This is a genomic window from Rossellomorea sp. SC111, from assembly GCF_024733565.1.
Taxonomy (GTDB): Bacteria; Bacillota; Bacilli; order Bacillales; family Bacillaceae_B; genus Rossellomorea.
In genome coordinates, this window is sequence record NZ_JANIOC010000001.1 from 313,762 (window position 1) to 337,183 (window position 23,422).

A 23,422-nucleotide genomic window follows, 5' to 3' on the forward strand; every position below is an offset into this window, starting at 1 on the left:
CTGGTTCCAAGTCAGAGCAGTAGGATGATCAACAAAAGTCCTGATAGAAATCCTAAACTTTTCGTCATTTTTTCATATTTCTTCTGTTTTTCAACGGCTTCTATTTCTTCCCTATCCAAATGTTTGAGAGCAAGTTGGATATGTTTTTGCTGAGTCATCATGTCGTGTCTGCCAAGGTTTTCTCCGAATTGCTTAAGGATTTCATACTCTCCCGCTTTAAATGCGGTTAATTTCCAGACATCATTCAGGCTATCTTCCCATGCTTTTTTCACTGATATCTCCTGCTCTGTCAATTTCTTCGAGAAGGTCTCAAAAAACCAGGAAACAGGCTTTTGCAGCTGTTTGGAAATCTTCCTGGTCGCTTCATGCAAAGGGGTATGACTGTAGGTGATTTCTGCTTCCAATGACTGAAGTGCTACCTTCAACAACCGAAGCTGCCTTGGCCTTTCCGTTAAATATTTTGAAGCTTCGAACCCTGCCCAGGAAGTGGAAAGGAGAATAAATACAGCGCCAACAAGTTTTATCATTTATGTCACACTCACTTTTTTCAGAAGAGATTGTCCGTGTTCGTCCCACACTTCATGGACCTTACCCGGTTCATCCCCCCTCCTCAGTTCCACGAATCGTTCAATCGTCTGTAGATTCACAATATCCTTGATCACTGGCCTCTTTCTTACTTCGCTTAAAGAAGACCCATGCGTCGTCATGATAAGGGTGATACCGGCATTCACGGCTTCCTGAATCGCTTGACCGTCCTCCACCCGTCCGATTTCATCGACGACCAGGACATCCGGACTCATGGAACGAATCAGCATCATCATGCCTTCAGCCTTTGGACAGGCATCCAGCACGTCCACCCTCGGCCCGAACATCAGCTGAGGGATGCCGTTCACGCAGCCGGCGATCTCGGATCGTTCATCGACGATTCCCACTTTGAATGGAGGAATATTTCTTTCAGGGACTCCAGTCGAAATCATCCTGGCCAGATCCCGTAGCAGAGTCGTTTTGCCGGTCTGAGGGGAACCGATCAGCATCGTATGCTTCCAGCCATCATGATACACATATGGAAAGATGGACTGAGCTATGCCAAGCTTTTCCCTGGCAATCCGGATGTTAAAAGAAGAGAGATTGCGAATTCCCTTCACAACTCCGCCCTCAAGTATCACCTTCCCGGCAAGCCCCACCCGATGCCCGCCTTCGATCGTGATATAGCCACGTTTCAACTCTTCTTCCAATGTATAAAATGAATGGCGGGATAATTTGTTAATGAGCTGTTCACTATCTTCTTCTGTCACAGTATAGGAAAGAAAGTATGGCTTTCCCCCCGCCGTCACCTCTAATACACGTCTGGTACGAACCCTTATTTCTTCTATCCGGTCAATCAGGTCTTGTGGAAGGGAAAGGACTTTGTCAGTTATAGTGCTGGGTAGAAAGGCTAGAACTTCTTGCATATAGAAACCTCCTAATCTTGTTCCACTCAGGGTTGAACGATATGAACCCTTCGTCCATGCTTCCCGATAATACAATGTATTCTAGCGAATGGAGATTATGACAGTAGAGTTGGAAGATTTGAGGTAGCGGCCTTTGGGAGTTGTGAATTGAAGCGGAGGGGAACGGGGAGAGACAAAAAAAGCCTGAACGGGATTCATCCCGTTCAGGCTCTTCATATTTATTCATTATCCACGTGATACGTAAGATCCATCCGTTGTATTAATGATGAGTGTGTCCCCTTCGTTCACGAAGAATGGAACGTTCACCACTAAACCTGTTTCAACAGTAGCAGGCTTGGATCCACCGGAAGCCGTGTCGCCTTTGATTCCCGGTTCTGTTTCCGTCACTTTTAATTCAACAGAGTTTGGAAGCTCGACTCCAAGCGTCTCGGCTCCGTACATCATGATGGATACTTCCATGTTTTCTTTTAAATATTTCAATTCATATTCGATGGAAGAAGCAGGAAGTTCAATTTGATCGTAGCTTTCGTTATCCATGAATACATGCATGTCACCATTTGCATACAGGTACTGCATTTTTCTGTTGTCGATCTGTGCTTTTCCTACTTTTTCACCGGCACGGAACGTTTTTTCCTGGATGGCTCCTGTACGTAGGTTACGAAGTTTAGAGCGGACGAACGCGGCTCCCTTACCCGGTTTAACGTGTTGGAAATCGATTACCCGCCAAATTCCGTTATCGACTTCAACGGTTAAACCTGTGCGAAAATCATTTACTGAAATCATGTTTATTCCTCCTATAGTCTAGTAGGCCTTTGTCAGGACTAAAATGGTAGAATGATTAGATCTTTTGTTGAGTGTGTCAGTGTTTCATTGGAATCTTCCGTTATGAGTGTATCATCTTCGATACGTACGCCGCCGACTCCAGGTACATAGACACCAGGTTCGACCGTTACGATCATCCCGGGCTTAAGCACCACGTCGGAACGTGAGGACAATCCCGGTCCTTCATGTACTTCAAGACCAATCCCGTGCCCCAGTGAATGTCCGAAATACTCTCCATAACCTTTTTCTGTTATGTAATCACGAGCGATTGCATCCGCTTCTTTCCCAGTCATGCCCGGCTTGATTTTTTCCATGGCCAGAAGCTGTGATTGAAGGACGACATCATAGATCTCTTTTAATTTCTCTGTCGGTTCCCCTACAGATAAAGTACGTGTCATATCGGAGCAATATCCTTTATAGTATGCACCATAATCCAGGGTTACAAAATCACCCTTTTCGATGACTTTATCACTGGCCACCCCGTGAGGAAGGGCAGAACGATTACCTGAGGCAACGATGATATCAAAAGAGGATGACGTCGCTCCTGCTTTTCTCATGAAGAACTCTAATTCATTTGAAACCTCTAACTCTGTCACACCCGGTTTGATGAAATCTAATATATGCTTAAATGCTGCATCGGCAATATCCGCCGCATCCTTAATTATATTAAGCTCTTCAGGTGTCTTAATCAAGCGTAACTTTTCCACTAAACCGGATACGGGCACCATTTCAGCTTCCACTCTATCCCGGTAGCTTTCGAATGCACTGTACGTCATATCGTTCTTTTCGAAACCAAGTTTCGTGATACCAAGGTTCTTCACCTGTTTCGCCACTTCTTCATGAATCGGACCGGTATGCTGCACGATTTCATAATCAGCCGCCTGTTCCGTCGCTTGTTCTATGTATCTGAAATCGGTGATGAATAATGCCTTCTCCCTTGAAATCAACACCACTCCTGAAGAACCCGTAAAGTTCGTCATATAGCGGCGATTATACGTACTCGTCAATAAAATACCGTCAAGTTCATTCTCTGAAAAGGTTTCACGTAATCGTTCAATTTTCATCATGTTCCACTCCCTTAATGTTCTTTATAATGGCTTTGAGGGCCAACTCGTAACCAAACAGGCCGAATCCGACAATCTGCCCCATCGTCTCAGCTGCCACGACAGACTGATGCCTGAACTCTTCCCGCGCATGAATATTCGATATATGCACTTCCACAACCGGAACGGATACAGACGCCACTGCATCTCTTAACGCATAGCTGTAATGCGTGAACGCACCGGGGTTCAGAATGATCCCCCCATATCCTTCATCTTCAGACCTGTGGATGATGTCAATCAATTCCCCTTCATGATTCGATTGAGCGGCAAGCAAATCAAAACCGTCCTCTTCTGCCTTCCTTTTCAAGGTTGCTTCCAGTTGAGCCAATGTGACGTGACCGTAAATAGCAGGCTCCCGTTTCCCTAATCGGTTTAAATTGGGGCCATTTAACAGTAAGATTTTCACCATATGTAAACTCCTAAAAAAATAGAATGTTCATCATGAACATTCTAACATAAACCTTTTACCTATACCTACTTAATTGTCTGATAAATAGCATTTCTTATTTAGTGAGAAACTTCCCCCGATTTTTCCTTTTCATCCTGATGCCTTAATTCATTTTCTTCATATGAAATCGAGTAACCTATAAAAACACCGTAAAGAATATACAAACAGAACGTCGTGATCAATGTGTGATAGTCAATGGCTGTAAAGGATTTTATGCTTGGGAAAAGTGGATTCAGAACCAGGAAAAATGCCAGGTATAGAAGGATCCCATACGCTGCACCAACCCACATGGATTTGAATTTTCGTAACAGGCCATAATATATGAGAGCCACACCGATCGATATGACACCATAAGCCACGATCGATAGAACGATTCCGATCCATTTGTCCACCCAGTTTCCGACTGCCCAAGGTTCGAATATGATATTGGGTTCAATTTTCGTAAAGGAAAAGAAGTAGCAAATGTATGCAATCGCGCTCCATAACATCCCGGCAGTAAAGCCCGTGACGACGACCATGGCCATGAAGGACAGCGGTTTTTCACTTTGATTCTGTTCCAACTGTGGATTTTCCTTACTCTCTTCCGTCCCGTCCTGAATCTTCTCATGTTGCCCTTTCTGTTCTGCCATCTGTAACACCTCCATTCGTAGTATGTCCCATAGGATGAAACATTTGCATGGAATTGTTTATTTTTATTTCATTGAACAGGTACAAGAATCGGAGAGAAATAACATTCAGGAGACGCTCCCTCTAGTGATTTTCTTCAATATTTAGTAAAATAGATGATATCTTTTAAAATTCCAGAAAAAAGAAGCGGGTTTGTCACATTCATTCCCTTATAAAAAAACAATTTATACGGTTAAAGAAGACCGAAATGGTCTAGAATAATAATATAGATAATATTTAAGATGGATAGTGATGTAAGGAGGTGGCTTTGTTGAACGCTCGTAATATCTTTGTTTTCACCCTTATATTGTTGGCGATGATCGGGCTCGGAACTTCCCTGTTCGGAAATCCTTTAGGTCTTGCAAGGCAATTGCTGATTACAGCAGCCGTCATCGGGATCATCTATTTCGTTTACAAAAGATGGTTCAGCGGAAGACGGACTGGAAATAGCAATGAACAGAGAGCGTTTGTTAAAGCAGCCAAGCAATCAAAGAAGCGGCATAAGAAGAAGTCTACAAGTAAGCCTCAAGTTTCGAATGTTTCAAAAAAACGTTCGATACGAAAGAAATCCAATGCCAAACTAACCGTAATTGAAGGAAAAAAGAATAAAAAAAACAATCGAGCTTCGTTTTAGGAGCTCGATTGTTTTTTTAATGGGGCCATGTTTGCAAAAAGGCAGCGGCCTTTGCTTTCCCGTATTGAACAAGTTCAATCTTCCTTTCCGGCGTCAGTTCGAATTCGGTGGTGAGTACCCCTTCTGTCGGAATAAAGATAATGTTCTTTTCAAGTTTCCTGGAAATATATCTTGAATCATGAGCGTCTTTCATAGTCGTAAAGAGGGCTGCATATAAATCAATGGCATTTTTGATCGGTTTTTTCGGCTTACTTATCAAGTCATGACTAAGCTTCACTCCGAGTACCGGTCGTACCTTCTTCACATTATCCCTGTCAAAGAGCCACATGGGGAAATTACTGAGCACCCCCCCGTCCACCATAAAACTGATTCCTTCCAGTGAACGTAATTTAACTGGTTCAAAGAAATAAGGAAGGCTCGCACTCATCCTTATCGCCCGGGCGACAGGAAAGGTTTCTTTCGCTATTCCATACTTCTCGAGGTCATCAGGGAGGACAAGCAGCCTTCCATTTGATAAATCCGATGCAATGACACGGAGGGATCGAGGGGGCAGATCTGCAAACGTATAAATCCCCCTCGCTTTCAGCTTTTCTTCAACCCAGCTTTCAAGTGCCACTCCTTTATATAATCCCAAACGATAGTAAATCCGAAACCACTTGAGGATCGGCAGGGAAATGACTGCGTTTGAATCCAACAGATTTTTCAAATCAACATCGTCCATTATTTTGAATAATTCACGGCTTGAGTATCCGGCAGCAATAAATGCAGCGATCACAGCCCCTGCACTGGTTCCTGCCAGCCTCTTGAATGTATAGCCTTTCTCTTCAATCGCCTGGTATGCCCCAATCATGGCGAGCCCCTTTATACCTCCACCAGAAAATACGCCATCTATGTCCAAAGGCTCCACTCCTTCTTAAGTGTATTACTACATCTTTAATTCACCTGGAAGGATTTTAGACTAAAAAAAAACAGGAGGGGAACCAGTCCCCCCCCCTGCTCATTTCAATGATTATAGTCCACACTTCAGCTGAGCGCCGCAGTTTGTACAAGTATTGCAGCCACCCATATCTTTCACCGTACCTTTACGGCAGACCGGGCACGTATTCCCCACTTCAGAACCTATGGTAACGTCCGTTGAACGTACGTCCTGGATCGTATCCAGTAATACGATCGGCTTTTTAGCTGTCGGAATATCATGTTGTTCCTCTTCATTCTCATCATCAAAGCTGTTTTCTTCCGCTTTAAGGGTGAGCACCTGAGAATCACGGCTTCCGTCCACATACACGGTACCACCTTTTGCTCCACCTTTATAAAGTCGTTCATATACTTTTTCTACTTGTTCTACCGTATAACCACGAGGGGCATTAACGGTTTTCGAAATGGAGCTGTCGATCCAGTTCTGGATGACGCATTGAACGTCGGCATGTGCTTGTGGAGCCAGGCTCATGGAAGAAACAAACCATTCCGGAAGATTGTCTGCATCCGCTTCGGGATTTCTCTTCAAGTAATCCTCTACAATATCAGCCTTTACTTCAATGAATTTACCGAGGCGTCCGCTTCTGTAATAAGTGAAGGAGAAATAAGGCTCAAGACCCGTCGAGACCCCGACCATCGTACCCGTAGAACCTGTTGGGGCAACCGTGAGCAGATGGGAATTCCGGATACCGTACTCTTCGATGTCATGACGTACGTCATCTGGCATTTTCTTCATAAAGCCAGTTTCCACGAATGCCTTACGCAGTGCCTTCGTTTCTTCATCGGTGCTTCCAGTCAGGAATGGGAAGCTTCCTTTTTCCTTTGATAATTCAACAGAAGCACGATAAGCGGTTGTCGCGATAACTTCAAATACTTCATCCACAAGCTTATTGCCTTCTTCAGAACCGTATTCTTTTTCGCAGTAGATCAATAAGTCGGCAAGACCCATTACGCCAAGGCCAACGCGTCGCTCACCGAGTGCCTCCTTCTTATTTTCATCAAGGAAGTATGGTGTCGCGTCGATGACATTGTCCTGCATGCGTACACCAACTTCAACTGTCTGCTTCAATTTTTCAAAATCAACGGTTTTCGCCTCTTTGTCCGCAAATCGGGCAAGATTGACAGCTGCCAGGTTACACACCGAATACGGTGCAAGGGGCTGCTCACCGCATGGGTTCGTAGCGACTACCTTCTGCCCATATGCTTTCGCATTCGTCATATCATTTGCGTTATCGATGAAGAAGATCCCAGGCTCAGCAGAGTACGTTGCACACACATTGATCAGGTTCCAAAGCTCTTTCGCCTTGATCTTACGGTAGGTACGCACTTTGTAGCCGAGCTTTTCCCACTCACGCACATCCCCTACGTTGTGCCATTCTTCATTATAGTATTTCATTTGCTCTTCATTATAGCTTTCCACATCAGGGAAGCGAAGCTCATACTCACGATCGTTTTCAACGGCTTCCATAAAGTCGCTTGTCAGGCAGACGGAGATGTTCGCGCCTGTAAGGAATTCTGAATTATGGACGCTGTACGTCCCGCCTGTGCGCAGTTTTTCTTCTGCATTCTTAAGGATCTTCGCATCAAATCCACCATAACCGGGGATCTGTCTGTAGTTCAGGATTCCTTGATACATCGCTTCCTCTTGCTCTGTAAGAGGGGTGAACTTCAGCTTCTCCTGAGCTGCCTTTTTAATGGTTTCATCTTCTGTATTTTCAAGAAGATAACGCAGGATACGCGGGTTCTGCATTTTAGAAATAATGAATTCAATAATATCGGGATGCCAATCTGAAAGCATGATCATTTGTGCCCCACGTCTTGATCCGCCCTGCTCAACTAAGTGAGTCAATTTCGCAATATCATCCAGCCAGGAAACGGAACCTGATGATTTACCATTGACACCTTTCGCTAAAGTATTCCGTGGACGAAGCGTAGATCCGTTCGTTCCGACTCCACCGCCGCGGCTCATGATCTCCATCACCTGCTTGCGGTGTTCTGAAATGCCTTCGCGGGAATCCTGTACGAAAGGCATCACATAACAGTTGAAGTATGTTACATCCGTGCCTGCCCCCGCTCCGTAAAGCACGCGTCCTGCAGGTACAAAATGCAGGTTCACTAATTCATGATAGAATTTTTCAAACCAAACCTGTCTCTTTTCAGGAGTTTCTTCCACATCCGCCAAGCCTGTTGCGTTACGCTTCGCAATTTGTTCATAGTAGACTTCAAGTGGTTTTTCAATGACATCGAGTGTCCTCGAGACAATCCCGGTCTCCATTTCCTCCGGTTTGTCGATGGCACTTCTGTACTCTTCTTCGATCCAGACAGATGCTTTTTTCGTTTCCCAATCGATGCTTGAGATGTAACCCAATCCCCTTGCAGGGAACTTTGGATCTTCCTTGATGGTGAGGACCACGAAATCCCCTTCGGAAAGGGTGATCTTTTCAGTGTCTTTGAACGAATAGCGATCGATCATGACAAGACGGGATACCCCTTTGTGTGTAGTATTCATATCCGGGGTTATGGGATGTACCTGAGGAAACAATCCAATATCCTTATTTAATCTTTCGGTGTTTAATTTCATCGTGTTTTTCGACGCAACAGTCATAAAGACAACTCCTTCTATCTCAAATGTTTCAGTTTCTGTTTATTCGCTGATGTTTTATATCAAATATTAAGATATCATAGCCATTCTGGAAAAGCAATAAATAAACACAACATATTGTGTACGAAAAATTATTCGACACACCATATATTGTGTTTCAGGTCAATAGGTCATTTGTTTGTCAAACGGTTAATATGCCAATAAAAATAGAAAACGGGAGAAAAGAATAGAAAATCATATATTAATCCATCCATTTCTATTAATTTAGAACTTGATATAACATAAAGCACCGCAATCGTTGGTAAAATAGGAAAAAAGCGACAAGCATCGCTTTTTTTCTACAAAAAATTTTTAACGTTTAAAGTTCCACTCATCAGATTCGTATCGGGATTCGGCAAGATCCACAACATATTGTGTTTCCTCTCCAGACAGCTCATAAGGCTCAAGATGGATGTTCAATCCTTCCTCAAATCCTTTTTTGAATGCTTTCTTCGCCATATCCATCGTGACCGGTACTGAACTGATTTCATTCATCGCAACTGCCTTGCTTTTAAATGCCCGCTGCATACGCTCTTTCACCCTGTCGGAGGGGTATTTGAACAAGCTGAACAGTTTATCCTCGTCAAGATCTAAAAGAATCGATCCGTGCTGAAGGATGACACCTTTTTGCCTGGTCTGAGCGCTTCCTGCCACTTTTCTTCCTTCAACGACAAGCTCATACCAGCTCGGTGCATCAAAGCAAACCGCTGAACGAGGATTTTTTAATCCTTCCCGTTCTTCAGCCGTTCTCGGTACAGCAAAGTAGGCTTCTAGACCAAGACCTTGAAATCCCTTCAGGATCCCTTCGGAAATGACACGGTACGCTTCTGTGACGGTCTTCGGCATTTCAGGGTGTTCTTCTGAAACGATGACGCTGTAGGTCAATTCATGTTCATGGAGGACCCCTCTGCCTCCCGTCGGCCGTCTCACAAAACCTAGCCCATGTTCTTTAACGGCGTCAAGATCGATTTCCTTTTCAACTTTTTGAAAATAACCAATGGAAAGTGTCGCTGGGTCCCACCCGTAAAACCGGATCGTAGGAGGAATCTTCCCTTCACTGTGCCAATCAAGCAATGCCTCATCAAGGGCCATATTATAAGAGGGAGAACAATTCCCGGAGTCAATGAATCTCCACGTTTCCTTTTTCATGCAGCATACCTCATTTACGTCTTCTATTTAATATTGTTATGTAAAAGTTCATCTTCATTCAAGTCCGTTACTAGTCTATCAAACCCAAGCGAAAAAACAAAGAAAAACAGATTGGAAAGTGTTTGCTATAAAATAATAAATTTGTTTTGATTCTTACGCACTTCATGAATATAATAGAAGGTAGTGCATTTGTAGAAAGGAGCATGAATGATGGAAGGATTATATATTCTTTTAGTCGTACTTGGTGGAATCATCATCTATTCACTTTTTACGTTCTTCTATCAAAAGAGAATCGTGAATACATTGAATGAGGAAGAATTTCGAGCGGGATATCGTAAAGCTCAATTGATAGATGTTCGTGAAGCGAATGAATTTGAAAACGGTCACGTCCTCGGTGCACGGAATATCCCATTGTCACAGATTAAAATGAGACAAAAGGAAATCCGCTCGGATCAACCTGTATACCTTTATTGCCAAAGCGGACTCCGCAGCGGAAGAGCAGCTCAAATGCTACACAAAAAAGGCTACCGCAATCTTCACCAGCTACAGGGCGGATTCAAAAAGTGGACAGGGAAAGTAAAGCATAAAAAATAATAATGTAGAGGGATCGCCTTGGTGCGGTCCTTTTTTGATGGGCTGGAATTTTTGATTTTCCGGCTGGATTATCATTCTGTTTCGGCCGGATTCCCTATGACAAGCACCACTTATTGAAGGTCCGTCCCTCAACTAAAAGCCCTGCAGAGATTTTCCTGCAGGGCTTTGGATTTAAAAGATGTTTAGCTCTCTTTTGTATAACGCAGCACCGGTTTTCTTGCTGCCAATGTTTCATCCATACGCTTCACGATGGTTGTGTGAGGGGCTTCCTGGACGATTTCCGGTGTTTCTTCTGCTTCTTTGGCAATTTGGATCATGGCATCAATGAAGGAATCGAGGGTTTCTTTGGACTCTGTTTCCGTCGGTTCAATCATCATGCACTCTTCCACGTTTAATGGGAAGTAGATCGTTGGTGGATGATATCCGAAGTCCAGTAGTCGCTTCGCTATATCCAATGTACGTACGCCCAGCTTCTTCTGACGTTTCCCGCTGATGACGAATTCATGCTTACAATGACGATCGTAAGGAAGGTCAAAATGTGGAGCCAGTCGGCGCATCATGTAATTGGCATTCAGGACCGCGTTTTCCGTCACGGCTCTAAGACCGTCCGGCCCCATCGTCCTGATGTACGTATACGCACGGACATTAATTCCAAAGTTTCCGTAGTAAGGTTTTACCCGGCCGATGGAATCAGGTCTGTTGTAATCGAATTCGAAAATGTCACCATTTTTCACAAGAACCGGTTTAGGAAGATATTTAATCAAGTCTTCCTTCACACCGACAGGACCGCTTCCAGGGCCACCGCCTCCATGAGGGCCTGTGAAGGTCTTATGGAGATTTAAATGCACGACGTCAAATCCCATATCCCCCGGCCTTGCTTTTGACAGGACCGCATTCAGGTTGGCACCGTCATAATACAGCTTTCCGCCAGCTTCATGGATGATGGAAGCCATTTCCAAGATGTTCTCTTCGAATAAACCAAGGGTGTTCGGGTTTGTCAGCATCAGCGCAGCCGTATCGTCCCCGACTACACGCTTCAAGTCTTCTAAATCGACGAGACCATTTTCGTTTGACTTCACCGTAACCGTTTCAAAGCCGGCAACCGTTGCACTGGCAGGGTTCGTTCCATGAGCTGAATCGGGTACGATGACCTTCGTACGGTGCGTATCACCGTTCGCTTCATGATAAGCGCGGATCATCATAAGCCCGGTCCATTCGCCATGTGCCCCTGCAGCAGGTTGAAGGGTGACTTCATCCATTCCGGTGATTTCTTTCAAATGCTCCTGCAGGTCATACATCAGTTCAAGTGCACCTTGAACACTTTCTGCTTCCTGTAGCGGGTTGATATGGGCGAATCCATTCAAGCGTGCAACGTTTTCGTTCACTTTAGGATTGTACTTCATCGTACAGGACCCAAGTGGATAGAAACCAGAGTCCACACCGTGATTACGTTTGGATAAGGCCGTATAATGGCGCATGATATCGAGTTCCGAGACCTCCGGGAGCTCCGGTGCTTCTGTGCGGATGTAACTGGATGGAATGAGCTCGGATAAATCTACCTGAGGTACATCCATTTCAGGTAAGCTGTAACCAATTCTGCCTTCTTTTGATAATTCAAAAATAAGAGGTTGATCTTGCTTATTCATGACAATCCCCCAATTCTGCTGCGAATGCGTCGATTTCATCTTTGCTGCGAAGTTCGGTGACAGCCACGAGCATATGCTGCGTTAAGCTATCATCCATAAGTCCAAGGTCATATCCACCAATCATGTCTTTTTCAAGTAGCTTGTGATTGATTTCTTTGACCGGCATATCTACTTTTATGACAAACTCATTGAACGATGGTCCTTCAAACGCGACGGAGAATCCTTTCGCTTTCAAGGCTTCTTTGGCGTAATGAGCTTTTTGGATATTTTGAATGGCCATTTCTTTGACGCCCTGTTTTCCGAGTGCCGTCATCGCGACGGACGCAGCGAGTGCATTCAATGCCTGATTGGAACAGATATTCGATGTCGCTTTGTCACGACGGATATGCTGCTCACGGGCTTGCAGGGTCAACACGAACCCGCGGATACCGTCTTCGTCGACGGTTTGACCGACCAAACGGCCTGGCACTTTACGCATAAGCTTCTTATTCACGGCAAAGTATCCACAGTGAGGTCCGCCAAAAGCACTTGGTATACCAAATGGTTGGGCATCACCAATGACAATATCGGCACCTAATTGTCCAGGAGGTGTAAGCGCTCCAAGGGCAAGAGGATTGGACGAAACGACAAACATTGCTTTTTCGGCATGTGCCACTTCTTCGATCGCTTTCAGCTCTTCCACCCGGCCGAAGAAATTAGGATATTGAACGATGACCGCTGCAATATCAGAGCTCATTAACTTCTTGAGTTCTTCCACGTCCGTTACACCATCATTGTGCGGTATTTCTACCACTTCGATGTATTGACCTTTAGCATATGACCTGAGGACATCACGTGATTCAGGATGCACTGTGTTTGAAACCAGGACCTTTTTCCGACGGGTCTGACCTGCACTCAGCATAGCCGCCTCTGCAAGAGCCGTTCCTCCATCGTACATGGAAGAGTTGGCTACATCCATGCCTGTCAGCTCACAAATCATCGTTTGAAATTCAAAAATGGCTTGAAGCTCTCCTTGGGAGATTTCAGGTTGGTATGGTGTATACGCTGTATAAAACTCTGAACGTGATAATACATGGTCCACGATGATCGGCATATAGTGGTCATATACTCCAGCCCCTAAAAAGGATGTATGACTTTTTAAATCAGCATTCTTCGCTGCCATTTTTGTGAGTTCTTTTACCAATTCCGTTTCTGACTTCGCTTCTTTGATTTTGTAATCCCCTTTGAAACGAACCTGTTCAGGAATATCTTCAAATAGATCGTTAACGCTGTCTACTCCTATTTGTTCTAACATTTCCCTTTGATCTTGCTCTGTCATCGGTAAATAACGATGCTTCATGACCGTCATTCCTCCCCTATTTCTTTGGTCTTTTATAAAAAGGTGTTGCTACCACTTTTGCATTTAACTTTTTCCCTCTGATTTCCACCAGTACTTCTGTATCCAAAGCAGTAAACTTTTTATTCAAGAGGGCGAGTCCTACATTTTTCTTTAACGTTGGAGATTGTGTACCCGTGGTGACTTCACCTATTTCTTCTTCTCCGGAAAATACTTTATAACCATGACGCGGAATGCCGCGATCAATCATTTCAATCCCGACGATTTTTCGATTGGCACCTTCTTCTTTTTGGTGTTTCAGCACTTCCTGACCGATAAATGGAACTTCTTTATTCACTTTTACAGCGAACCCGATTCCTGCTTCAATCGGCGTGATGGATTGAGACAATTCTTGCCCATAAAGTGCAAGATTCGCTTCGAAACGTAAAGTATCGCGTGCACCCAGTCCGCACGGAAGGACTCCCTGCTCTTTACCTTCTGCAAGGATCTTCTTCCAGATCGCCGCTGCATCCCCTGCCGCACAATAGATTTCAAACCCATCTTCACCTGTATAGCCGGTACGGGAAACGAGTGCATGTTTGCCATTTATATTCACTTCAGTCTGGAATTTAAAAAATCCGATATCGCTCAATGTATGTTCATTGGTGATCTTTTGCAGTACTTCTTCAGCAAGTGGACCTTGAAGTGCCAATTGCGCCATATGTTCTGAGATATTGTTGATTTCAACGCCACCTGTTTCATGTTCTTTCAACCACTGAAAATCTTTATCTATATTTGCTGCATTTACAACAAGCAAGTAATCATTGTCTTTTATTTTATATACAAGTAAATCATCGACCGTCCCACCGTTTTCGTAGCACATAGCCGTATACTGTGCGCCTCCGTCTTGTACTTTGGAGACATCGTTTGTCATCATTTTCTGTAAGTAGTCTAAAGCCCCTTCACCCTTCACTTCAATTTCTCCCATATGAGAAACATCGAATAGCCCTGCCCGGGTTCGTACCGCTTCATGTTCTTCTTTAATGCTTGAGAATTGCACTGGTAAAGCCCAGCCACCGAAGTCGATGGTCTTTCCTCCATACTCTTTGTACACTTCGTATAAAGGTGTTTGTTTTAACTCTGACATGACTTTTCCCCCTTTAAATTCCTTGCTTGCATAATCCTTAACCAAGTTTTATCCCATGAAAAAAGGACAGAAAAACCCCTTTTCATAAAGAAGTTTTCTCTGTCCTTGCACCTGAAAGTTTACCGAAGAACGGCTTTCCCCTTTGGTGGTTTCCGGGTGTCGGAAACACTCTCCAGAGTTGCGTCCAACAAGAGTCTTTTTGCCTGAGAGATTCACACATTAACGTGCTTGCTCCTTCGGCGCTGTCTGCACAGTCTCTCCCCTTGTTATCATTCGCCAATATTCCTTGAAACAATTGGTCATACTAGAAATATACAGAAGAAATGTTGTAAATGTGAATGTTCGGATTTTCGAGTTTTTCTAACAATTGAAAATCTATTTTCATCCTACCATTAAATACGAGTTTTGAGCAATCATTTTTATAAGAATTAAGGAGATGTTTTTCAGATGAATGTTGAAGTTATATTTGATGAAGAGTGGGGAGAAGGTCTTGAAAATTTAATCGAAAACGATGGACCATGGGGGAACTGGGAACTTTATAAGCTCGCCATCGAATTCGAGCACCATCTCGCAATTCCGAACTTTGAAGGCCTGCAGGCTCCAAAACATTTGGCAAATGTCACCCCGCTCCCTCATCAGTTGGAAGCAGCGAAACAGGTTGTGGAAACGATGAATGGAAAAGCCATCCTTGCAGATGAAGTCGGACTCGGGAAGACAATCGAGGCAGGCTTGATATTAAAAGAGTACATGATTAGGGGATTAGTAAAAAAAGTATTGATACTTGTTCCCGCTTCACTCGTTTCGCAATGGGCATATGAATTAAACAGTAAGTTCTTCATACCCGCTGTGCCCCAGCGAAAGAGCTATGTGTGGGATCAATGTGACATCGTGGTTTCTTCCATGGACACAGCGAAAAGAAGTCCTCACCGGGAAAAAGTCTATGAGCAGGATTATGACTTGGTAATCATAGATGAAGCTCACAAACTGAAAAATCACAAAACAAAAAACTATGAGTTTGTGCAGAATCTAAAGAAAAAGTTCTGCCTGCTTTTGACTGCAACCCCCATCCAAAATCGTGTAGAAGAAATCTTTCATCTTGTATCCTTATTGAAACCCGGTCATCTGGGGAATGAGTCAGGATTTACAGACAGATATAAAAAAGGGGATCGTTCGCTTCAGGAGGATGAACATCTAAAAAGCCTCATAAACAAAGTGATGATTCGTAACAGACGTGGTGATACAGGAATCGAATGGACGAAGCGGCATGTGAAGACGGTGTTGATCGATTTCAATGAAGCCGAAAGGGACTTGTATAACAGTATCGACTTGCTCAGGGGGAGATATGATGACTGGGCCAATTCAAGCTCCTTCTCCCTTTTGACTCTACAAAGAGAAGCATGCAGCTCACGTGAGGCTGTTTTTTACACCTTGAAGAATATGCTTGAAAAGAAGGACTCCCCTACACCAGCCTTCCAACAGATAATTGGGACACTGATGAAAAAAGTAGAAAATGTCACGATGAACTCCAAAGCTCAGAAAGCATTGGAAATCGTACAATCCATTAATGATAAAGTGATCATTTTTACCGAATACCGGGCCACACAGCTCTATCTTCAATGGTTTTTGAAACAGCATGGAATCAGTTCAGTCCCATTCAGGGGTGGATTTAAACGGGGGAAAAAAGACTGGATGCGTGAATTATTCCAGAAACATGCACAAGTGCTGATCGCCACCGAAGCCGGCGGGGAAGGAATCAACCTTCAATTCTGCCATCACGTGATCAATTTCGACCTTCCCTGGAATCCTATGAGGCTTGAACAACGAATAGGTCGTGTGCACCGCCTCGGCCAGACAGAAGATGTTCATATCTATAACTTTGCAACTAAGAACACTGTTGAAGAACATATCCTGAAGCTTTTGTATGAAAAGATCAATCTTTTTGAGCGGGTGATCGGTCAATTGGACGAAATCCTGACCCGTCTGGATTTCAGGGATTTTGAAGAGCATGTGACTGACATCCTCTCCTCCTCCCGTACTGAGGGGGAACTGAAGATCAAAATGGAAAATTTGACGAGTATGATTCAATTCGCGGAACAATTAAAGGAGGAGAAATCAAATGCAGCAACACGAAATTCATCGATTTCTTGAGAGGTACTTCGTTGCAAACGGATGTGACATGGTGGCGAACGGGAATGGATATATGACTGTACAGCTTACCATCGACTTGGATAAAGAGCTTATGAACCGTCCATTCTACTGGCATTATCTTGAAAAGACCGGTGGTACACCAAATCCGATGACTTTATCTCTCGTTACGAATCCTGACCAGGCACCGGAAGATATGAAAGGAGAACCGATTCACTTTGGTTCACCGCGGCTGCATCAGATCTTTCATTCGACACGAACTTTGGCAGGGTATATCCGACTGTATGAAAACCGGTACACACCAAGCGGGCAGCAAACCCCGCTGCACCCTTGGCTGGGACTGAATATTAAAATATCCTATCAATCCAATCGAAAGAAAGACAGTATCAAGAGCGTCGGATTAAACCTGATCAACGGCGTCATAGAAGAGGACTTTCACTCGTCATTAATATCCAAAAATCTGACGCCGAAGATTCCTGACTTCTCATTCACTTTGACACCAATCATCAAACCGAAAAGCGGAGTGAACAGGATTCAGGCTTATCTTTATGAAGAAGTCAAAAGGGAGCCCGTCCAATGGGCGGAACAAGCAAGGAAAACCTGGGAGGAGGATCTTCAACTTCTCAATCATTTCTATGGGGATCAGGAAGAAAAGCCTGAATCTTATTTTCTTGAACAGCAGGCGTTAAAGGAGCAGTATGAACCGAAAATCACCATTGAGGTCATAAACGGCGGGATTTTTTATCTACAGCAGTCGAAGTGAGGAATCAGGGGGAGGCAAACTTTCTTTATCCTCCCCTTCATCCATAAAAAAAAGGACTACCATAAAGGTAATCCTTATTCATTATTTGTTTTTTTTGAACATGATCATGAAGGCATATGGAATGATGCCGAACCACCTGAAGAGAAATGGTTCCCGCTCCTTCTTTCTCTGCTTTTTTAATGTCTTACGTTCATGGGGTGATTTTTCATAATGCTGGACAAATGTTTGTGTTATGAACTTAACATAATCATTTACTGACACAAAAGCACCACCTTCCGCTTTTATCAGTATCCCCATTATGATTGGAAAGTATACAGCCTAACTCTCGATGTATGGCAATATCGCTCGAACCACTTCATCGACTGATTTATGATCTGTATGAATGGTTACAGAGCTACCATTTTCATACAGGGGGAAGCGACGCTCGAAAAAGCCCAATAATTTGTCTTTTGAATTATTTAGTACTAATGGCCGATCCTCATCCCCTTCAAGCCTTTCCCAAAGTGCATCAAAAGAGCATGTTAAATGAAACACAGAGCCTTTATGCCGCAGGAAATCCCGATTCACCTTGCTTTCAACCACTCCCCCGCCAGTCGTGATAATGGCATCTTCACTTTCTAATTCCAAGAGCACCCTGGTTTCGAGATCTCTGAAATACGATTCACCATGCTGATGAAAGATGTCTTTGATCGTCTTTTTTTCTTTATTTTCAATATAATGATCCATGTCGATAACCGGAAGATTCAGCACCTCTCCAAGGCGTTTTCCGATTGTTGTTTTCCCTACTCCCATAAAGCCTATTAAGAAAATCGGTTTCATATTCTACTCCCAACGTATGATTTGTTTTGTTTCCCTATTATACACAACCGTCGCAGGAAGAAAAACCTTATCATCCCGTGTAAATATCACTTCCAATTGTACTTCTTGGGGGTTTAATAGCTGACTGGTGGTCAAGACCTCCCCAAATTGGGTTCTCACATGCCCAGAAGGATCAGGGCCATTCTCGATTTCCAATAATATGGCGTGGGAGACACTTACATTTCTTTCTTGGATACTCTTCATATTAGAGAGATACTGATACTTACTTATAAACAAATCTTTTGATGCAAGTGCTAAAGCCAGGACAATCATCAATAAAAGCAGCGTATACGGGAGAATAAATCCCCTATTGTCAAGGAGAGGTTTCCCCCTCAACCGCTGCAAAGTAAAAGAATTTTCCTTCCACTTTTTCTCCACTATCGAATTCCAGATCCAGATGCACCCCCTGATGGATGACGTCAAACGTAAACTGATCCACTGACTGAAGGACGATTTCATGCCCCCGGTTATTTACCCTCCTTCTAATGGACTGACTATATTTTTCATACAGTATCGTTTCCCCATCGATGACGAAGGAGATCTGATTGGGCAATACTTTTACATCATTTGCCTTCCTTAATTCACTTCTTACACTTTCATGAAATAAATTCCATTCATAATAACGGGGAGGGACCAAATCATGCTTGATCGTCGAAAAACCTTTCATCATCAGGGGAATACTGAGGGAAATGATACAAAACAAACTAAAGCTTAACAGAGCTTCAATCAACGTGAATCCCTTCTCATCCATCCGCCTCGACACAAACTTCTTGGAAGTCCCCTGCCTTTTTGTCATATTGCACACATGCTTCTCCAAGCCCTCCACTATTCCAAACGAGCTCATACCTGACCCCCTTATAGGTTCTTGAATGGTTGATAAACTCATGGGTAACGATTGCCTCCTCCACACCTTCCCGGAGAAATTTCAATGCTTCTACTTCACGCTGGAGCTGTTGAAGCCGTGACGCATAATGAATGAGGAACGGAAAGAACAAGCCGCAAATCATAAGGACACAACTAAATGCTACCAGTGTTTCCGGCAGTGAGAATCCTTTAGTATTCCTGTACATAAAATCTCCCTTGACCAATTTGGAACATCAGATACATGGCGGCATCTCCCATTTTAAAATTCACCCTGCCAAATCGATTTGTATTTCCATCAGGATAAAAGGTGATTTCTTCAAGGCTGTTTGTGGAATTTATCTTTACGCCCTCAGGAAGCTCTCTCGAAACAATCGTTTGTCTTGCGTCCGTTTTAGCAACATATTTATTTGTAAATGGGTAAAAAGTGAGGAAGAGTGGTGTTTGATTATTGATACTGTAACTTTGGATCTGGTAGAGGTCTGATTCGAGCTGGGAAATGAACAGTTCCTTTTCAGTATGCTCTTTCAAAGGAACGATGGAGAAACCAATCCACGATAATAATATGGTAAAGATCAATAAGACGATGAGCATTTCAACGAGGGTATATCCCCCTTCAGCTTTTATGCCATCAATCAGTAGTCACCACCTTCCCCTCGGTATCGATGGAGATGGCCCTTCCGTCAGGACAAGCTTTATATTCATCGTTCAGATAACCATCGGTGACGAGGGCATCAATGGTTACTGGTTCTGTATTCCCATCCATTTTATATGCTTCAATCTGCCCTTCCACCATATGAACGAACGCTTCACACCCCTTTGAATTGATGGAGTTACTCTGGTTTGTGACATTCGGGATCGTGATAAAAAGCAAAACGGAGATGACCAGCAAAACGATCATCATTTCAATTAATGTAAATCCTTTTTCATTTTTGAGCATATTTTTCCTCCTTGGATGAATTTCTTTTTTAGATTCCCTGCATCATCTGAAAGAGAGGCATCATGATGGAGAAATAGATCGCCATGATGAATAGACCGACAAAAGTAAAGATTGCAGGCTGGATATACTTGAGCCAGGTATGGGTTTTCTCCTCTAATTCCTGAAAGCAGATATCACTGTAAATACGAAGTTCTTCTGCCAATCTTCCGTTCGACTGCCCATGCTGGACAACGAATGACAGCTCTTCTTGAAAAAAAGGCATAGTTGAAAAACACTCATGGAATGGACTCCCGGCTTTGAGTTGTTTGATGCAATGACTGGAAATGTATTGTAAGGTCGGACGGAATGATTGTCTTTCGATGATGAGGAGGGATTCCGTGATGGATACTCCGCTTGAAAGCAGGAAGCTTAATTCCCTTGAAAAAAAGTGGGAATGACCAAGCTTCATGTAAGGAGAGATAAATGGTATACGACATAAGACAGTCGAGAGTTTTACAGGGGAAAATCTCTTTCTAAACAGGAAAAAGACGATTGTAAGCAGCAGGAGAAACAATAAACCTGCACAGAAAATTATGGGGAAGTTCTCAATGAAGTGTAAAAGATACGTAAGCTTGGCTGAAGGTTCATAGCCCATTGAGGAATAAAGGGACTGAAATCTTGGAAATAATACCTTTCGAAGTAAGACCATCATGATGATGGACATGAAAATTAACATGAGCGGGTATTGAAAGACCTTTTGCAATTGCTCCTGATTTTTTCTTCTTTTTATGAGATAGCTTCCTGCCTCAGACAAGGTGCGTCCCATTTGGCCATGATGCTCGGCGAAAAAAATCTGTGCGCTGACATGAGCGGGGATGTTAAGTTGTTTATTCATGACAGAGGAGATGGACTCTCCTTTTTGGAGGGAGCCGATCAATCTCTTTTTTAATTTGATGATTTTCTTTTCTTTGGGAAGCAAGAGAAAGTCGATGGCTTCTGTAAAGGAGTAGCCTTTTTGAAGGAGATCCCCAAGCCTTTTCAGGAATTTACCTTGATCATCGCTTTTCTTCATGAACCCATTTCCTATATTCATGTTCTGAAACAAATCCGAGTGCCACCCCCTTACAAATCAGAGCCTGCAATGTGCGGTATTGATGCTCTACCCTCTCACCCTTCGCCTCCTTCAGTACGTCCTTCAAAGCACTTCCGGTAATGATTTCATAGACAGATGCCCTGTTGCGGTTTTTCCCTCTGAGGCATTGACCGCCACATTCCGCTTTGCAGATCGGACAGAGAAGCTTTAATAACCTCTGGGCAGATACTGCGAGCAGTGTCTGCTCAATATCATGCCACTCGATCCCCAACTCCATCAAACGGTATACCGCCCCTCTTGCATCCCTTGTATGCAAGGTGGAGATGACCAAATGACCTGTTAAAGACGCACGAATCGCAATCTCCGCCGTCTCACGGTCCCTGATTTCCCCCACCATGATGATATCCGGGTCGTGTCGGAGGATAGCTTTTAATCCAGTTGAATACGTAATCCCTGCTTTTTCATTCACCTGGATCTGCACCATTTCATCATGTTGTTTCTCCACGGGATCCTCAAGGGTGATCACATTCCGGTTCATGGCGACGGAACAATGGTGCACGAGGGAATACAAAGTGGTCGTTTTACCACTTCCTGTCGGCCCTGTAAACAGGATAAGGCCGTGGGAATGCATAAGAAGTGCAAGAAGTTTTTTTGCGGACGAAGGGTATAGTGACATTTTTTCAATGGGAATCTGGTATTTTTGTGGGAGTATCCGAATGACGAGACTTTCTTTCAAATGGGTGGTTGGCAGTGTGGAAATTCTGAGAGATAGGGGTGTGTTTCTTACGGTAAGGCTGAAGGAGCCGCTTTGGGGTTTACGCTTTTCCCCTATATCCATGGAGGCCATGAATTTCAGATGGGCAATCAAGCGGTCTGCCTGATCCGGGTCTATGGTCTGAAACGGAACCAGTACCCCGAGCTTTCTGAATTGAATCAAGTAATCTTTCGTTCTGGGAATCAAATGGACATCTGTTGCATCATTACTGTACGCTTCTCCGATCATCACTTCCGATAATGATTCGACTGAGTGAAATATGGATTGGCACCACCTTTCTGTTTTCTTAAAGTATATATACGACATTAATCTGCAAAATCCTTCTTTTTTTGAAAGATTTTTTAGTTATCATTCTCTTTCCTTCAACTCACACATCAACCGCCCACCCATATATTAAATAAGAATAACAGCCCGACGAAAGTGGTGACGATTCCATGACGAAATATATGGATTATTCTTCTCCGGAAGCACAATTCTCTTATGATGTGAATAAAAGTCCCTTATTCAAAAAAGATCATCAAAACCTGATCAATATTTTAGGAGTAAATCAGCTCAATACATTGGACGATACTTCTCTTCTTGATATCTATTTAAGTAAACATAACTTTGTAGAACCCCATTACCACCAGAATGCTGCAGAACTGGTTTATTGCATTTCCGGTGCAGCTATCGTTTCCATACTCAATCCATTCACGAAAGAAATACTAAGTTACCGGATTTCGCCGGGACAAGTGGCGAATGTACCTCAAGGTTGGTGGCATTATGAAGAAGCCACGAAGGATAATACCCACCTATTGGCTATATTTAATTCTCCCGTTCCTGAAGTTGTCCTTGGCTCCGATATTTTAAAACTCACTCCTTCAAGCGTCATGGCCAAAAATTATTGCATGAATGAAAATGCATGGATCAAAACGACAGAGAAAGTAAAGCCGGGCACGTACATCGGTCCCAGTTGCCTGGAACGGGAAAGATACTCACCACCACGCGAAACACAGTTCAGTTATCCCCCGTACTATTATCAGTACCAGCCAAACCCTTACCACTACAGACAATGCATTCCGAAAACATTTTAAAGACTTTTTAACAAATACATGAATAGATCATCAAAATACATCCATACTATATTTTGTAAAGACGATTCAATGGGCTATAGCCAAGCGGTAAGGCATCGCACTTTGACTGCGACATGCGTTGGTTCGAATCCAGCTAGCCCAGTAAGAAAAGCGGAGGCGGCTTGCTCAGGCCCGACAAGCTCAACTGGAAAATCCCAAAAGGCGTACTTTGCCTTATGGGATTTTTCAGTTGTGACCTCGAGGGACTAGCCGCCGGAGCTGGACAAATCGAAAAGCGGAGCCGGGTTGGTCAGGCCCGACAAGCATAAGATGAATCGACCGGAAAGGCGCTCTTTGCCTTTTTG

26 protein-coding genes, 1 tRNA gene and 2 riboswitches are annotated in these 23,422 nt (G+C 43.6%); of the genes, 6 read left to right on the forward strand and 21 right to left on the reverse strand.

Features of this window, described 5'->3' with window-relative positions:
• Positions 1–11: 11 nt before the first annotated feature.
• The 6 genes from spoIIIAB to NQ095_RS01715 form a co-directional block, all read right to left on the reverse strand.
• Positions 12–527 (reverse strand): stage III sporulation protein SpoIIIAB, encoded by a 516-nt coding sequence (gene spoIIIAB / locus NQ095_RS01690; protein WP_258261776.1) that lies wholly within the window; start codon positions 525–527, stop codon positions 12–14.
• Positions 528–1,451 carry a stage III sporulation protein AA gene (gene spoIIIAA / locus NQ095_RS01695; RefSeq protein WP_258261777.1) on the reverse strand — a complete coding sequence of 308 codons (924 nt, stop codon included), beginning with the start codon at positions 1,449–1,451 and terminating at the stop codon, positions 528–530.
• Between the two features lie 225 nt (positions 1,452–1,676).
• Positions 1,677–2,234 carry an elongation factor P gene (efp, locus tag NQ095_RS01700; protein ID WP_060672204.1) on the reverse strand — a complete coding sequence of 186 codons (558 nt, stop codon included), beginning with the start codon at positions 2,232–2,234 and terminating at the stop codon, positions 1,677–1,679.
• Positions 2,235–2,272: 38 nt separating this feature from the next.
• The gene (locus NQ095_RS01705) at positions 2,273–3,340 is read right to left on the reverse strand and encodes a M24 family metallopeptidase (protein WP_258261778.1); all 1,068 of its coding nucleotides are present in this window, start codon (positions 3,338–3,340) and stop codon (positions 2,273–2,275) included.
• Positions 3,327–3,785 carry a type II 3-dehydroquinate dehydratase gene (aroQ, locus tag NQ095_RS01710; protein WP_258261779.1) on the reverse strand — a complete coding sequence of 153 codons (459 nt, stop codon included), beginning with the start codon at positions 3,783–3,785 and terminating at the stop codon, positions 3,327–3,329. The genes NQ095_RS01705 and aroQ overlap by 14 nt, the downstream gene beginning before the upstream one ends.
• A 98-nt stretch (positions 3,786–3,883) precedes the next feature.
• Positions 3,884–4,453, reverse strand: a complete 570-nt coding sequence (locus NQ095_RS01715) for a YqhR family membrane protein (RefSeq protein ID WP_258261780.1) — start codon at positions 4,451–4,453, stop codon at positions 3,884–3,886.
• A 308-nt stretch (positions 4,454–4,761) separates the two neighbouring features.
• On the opposite strand from NQ095_RS01715, the gene NQ095_RS01720 reads away from it, so the two are divergent.
• Entirely contained in the window at positions 4,762–5,124 is a 363-nt protein-coding gene (locus NQ095_RS01720) for an SA1362 family protein (protein ID WP_258261781.1), read from the forward strand.
• 16 nt (positions 5,125–5,140) lie between these two features.
• Here the strand turns inward: NQ095_RS01720 and NQ095_RS01725 are convergent, their stop codons facing one another.
• From NQ095_RS01725 to NQ095_RS01735, 3 genes are all read right to left on the reverse strand, one after another.
• Positions 5,141–6,022: a patatin-like phospholipase family protein gene (locus NQ095_RS01725; RefSeq protein WP_258261782.1), complete on the reverse strand. Its 882-nt coding sequence runs from the start codon at positions 6,020–6,022 to the stop codon at positions 5,141–5,143.
• 111 nt (positions 6,023–6,133) lie between these two features.
• Positions 6,134–8,704 (reverse strand): vitamin B12-dependent ribonucleotide reductase, encoded by a 2,571-nt coding sequence (locus NQ095_RS01730; protein ID WP_258261783.1) that lies wholly within the window; start codon positions 8,702–8,704, stop codon positions 6,134–6,136.
• 348 nt (positions 8,705–9,052) lie between these two features.
• The gene (locus tag NQ095_RS01735) at positions 9,053–9,889 is read right to left on the reverse strand and encodes a lipoate--protein ligase family protein (protein ID WP_258261784.1); all 837 of its coding nucleotides are present in this window, start codon (positions 9,887–9,889) and stop codon (positions 9,053–9,055) included.
• A gap of 210 nt (positions 9,890–10,099) precedes the next feature.
• On the opposite strand from NQ095_RS01735, the gene NQ095_RS01740 reads away from it, so the two are divergent.
• Complete coding sequence (locus tag NQ095_RS01740; protein WP_034757979.1) at positions 10,100–10,483, forward strand: rhodanese-like domain-containing protein; 384 nt, start codon at positions 10,100–10,102, stop codon at positions 10,481–10,483.
• Between the two features lie 182 nt (positions 10,484–10,665).
• Here NQ095_RS01740 and gcvPB read toward each other — a convergent pair whose 3' ends face one another.
• From gcvPB to gcvT, 3 genes are read right to left on the reverse strand one after another with little or no spacing between them, the layout of a single operon-like run.
• Positions 10,666–12,129 (reverse strand): aminomethyl-transferring glycine dehydrogenase subunit GcvPB, encoded by a 1,464-nt coding sequence (gene gcvPB, locus NQ095_RS01745; RefSeq protein ID WP_258261785.1) that lies wholly within the window; start codon positions 12,127–12,129, stop codon positions 10,666–10,668.
• Positions 12,122–13,468 carry an aminomethyl-transferring glycine dehydrogenase subunit GcvPA gene (gcvPA, locus tag NQ095_RS01750; protein ID WP_258261786.1) on the reverse strand — a complete coding sequence of 449 codons (1,347 nt, stop codon included), beginning with the start codon at positions 13,466–13,468 and terminating at the stop codon, positions 12,122–12,124. The genes gcvPB and gcvPA overlap by 8 nt, the downstream gene beginning before the upstream one ends.
• A 16-nt stretch (positions 13,469–13,484) precedes the next feature.
• On the reverse strand, positions 13,485–14,591 hold the full coding sequence (gcvT, locus tag NQ095_RS01755; RefSeq protein ID WP_258261787.1) for a glycine cleavage system aminomethyltransferase GcvT: 1,107 nt from the start codon (positions 14,589–14,591) through the stop codon (positions 13,485–13,487).
• A 97-nt stretch (positions 14,592–14,688) separates the two neighbouring features.
• Positions 14,689–14,769, reverse strand: a riboswitch (glycine riboswitch).
• A gap of 3 nt (positions 14,770–14,772) precedes the next feature.
• A riboswitch (glycine riboswitch) is annotated at positions 14,773–14,864 on the reverse strand.
• Between the two features lie 174 nt (positions 14,865–15,038).
• Here gcvT and NQ095_RS01760 point away from each other — a divergent pair.
• Positions 15,039–16,739, forward strand: coding sequence for a DEAD/DEAH box helicase (locus tag NQ095_RS01760; RefSeq protein ID WP_258261788.1), 1,701 nt, complete (start codon positions 15,039–15,041; stop codon positions 16,737–16,739).
• Positions 16,708–17,499 carry a YqhG family protein gene (locus NQ095_RS01765; protein ID WP_258261789.1) on the forward strand — a complete coding sequence of 264 codons (792 nt, stop codon included), beginning with the start codon at positions 16,708–16,710 and terminating at the stop codon, positions 17,497–17,499. Before NQ095_RS01760 ends, NQ095_RS01765 begins: the two co-directional genes overlap by 32 nt.
• An 81-nt stretch (positions 17,500–17,580) precedes the next feature.
• On the opposite strand, the gene NQ095_RS01770 is transcribed toward NQ095_RS01765, so the two are convergent.
• From NQ095_RS01770 to comGA, 9 genes are all read right to left on the reverse strand, one after another.
• On the reverse strand, positions 17,581–17,760 hold the full coding sequence (locus tag NQ095_RS01770) for a YqzE family protein (protein WP_258261790.1): 180 nt from the start codon (positions 17,758–17,760) through the stop codon (positions 17,581–17,583).
• A 57-nt stretch (positions 17,761–17,817) separates the two neighbouring features.
• Positions 17,818–18,318, reverse strand: a complete 501-nt coding sequence (locus tag NQ095_RS01775) for a shikimate kinase (protein ID WP_258261791.1) — start codon at positions 18,316–18,318, stop codon at positions 17,818–17,820.
• Between the two features lie 3 nt (positions 18,319–18,321).
• On the reverse strand, positions 18,322–18,561 hold the full coding sequence (locus NQ095_RS01780; RefSeq protein WP_258261792.1) for a hypothetical protein: 240 nt from the start codon (positions 18,559–18,561) through the stop codon (positions 18,322–18,324).
• A 109-nt stretch (positions 18,562–18,670) separates the two neighbouring features.
• Positions 18,671–19,201: a competence type IV pilus minor pilin ComGF gene (gene comGF / locus NQ095_RS01785; RefSeq protein ID WP_309137595.1), complete on the reverse strand. Its 531-nt coding sequence runs from the start codon at positions 19,199–19,201 to the stop codon at positions 18,671–18,673.
• A complete protein-coding gene (locus NQ095_RS01790) occupies positions 19,101–19,427 on the reverse strand; it encodes a type II secretion system GspH family protein (RefSeq protein WP_258261793.1) in 327 nt (108 codons plus the stop codon). Before NQ095_RS01790 ends, comGF begins: the two co-directional genes overlap by 101 nt.
• A complete protein-coding gene (gene comGD / locus NQ095_RS01795; protein ID WP_309137598.1) occupies positions 19,411–19,857 on the reverse strand; it encodes a competence type IV pilus minor pilin ComGD in 447 nt (148 codons plus the stop codon). Before comGD ends, NQ095_RS01790 begins: the two co-directional genes overlap by 17 nt.
• Positions 19,850–20,158 (reverse strand): competence type IV pilus major pilin ComGC, encoded by a 309-nt coding sequence (gene comGC / locus NQ095_RS01800; RefSeq protein ID WP_258261794.1) that lies wholly within the window; start codon positions 20,156–20,158, stop codon positions 19,850–19,852. The genes comGD and comGC overlap by 8 nt, the downstream gene beginning before the upstream one ends.
• Before the next feature lie 28 nt (positions 20,159–20,186).
• A complete protein-coding gene (comGB, locus tag NQ095_RS01805) occupies positions 20,187–21,209 on the reverse strand; it encodes a competence type IV pilus assembly protein ComGB (RefSeq protein WP_258261795.1) in 1,023 nt (340 codons plus the stop codon).
• Entirely contained in the window at positions 21,193–22,311 is a 1,119-nt protein-coding gene (comGA, locus tag NQ095_RS01810) for a competence type IV pilus ATPase ComGA (protein WP_258261796.1), read from the reverse strand. Before comGA ends, comGB begins: the two co-directional genes overlap by 17 nt.
• Before the next feature lie 128 nt (positions 22,312–22,439).
• On the opposite strand from comGA, the gene NQ095_RS01815 reads away from it, so the two are divergent.
• The gene (locus tag NQ095_RS01815; protein WP_258261797.1) at positions 22,440–23,078 is read left to right on the forward strand and encodes a cupin domain-containing protein; all 639 of its coding nucleotides are present in this window, start codon (positions 22,440–22,442) and stop codon (positions 23,076–23,078) included.
• A gap of 70 nt (positions 23,079–23,148) precedes the next feature.
• Positions 23,149–23,220, forward strand: a tRNA-Gln gene (locus tag NQ095_RS01820).
• Positions 23,221–23,422: the final 202 nt, after the last annotated feature.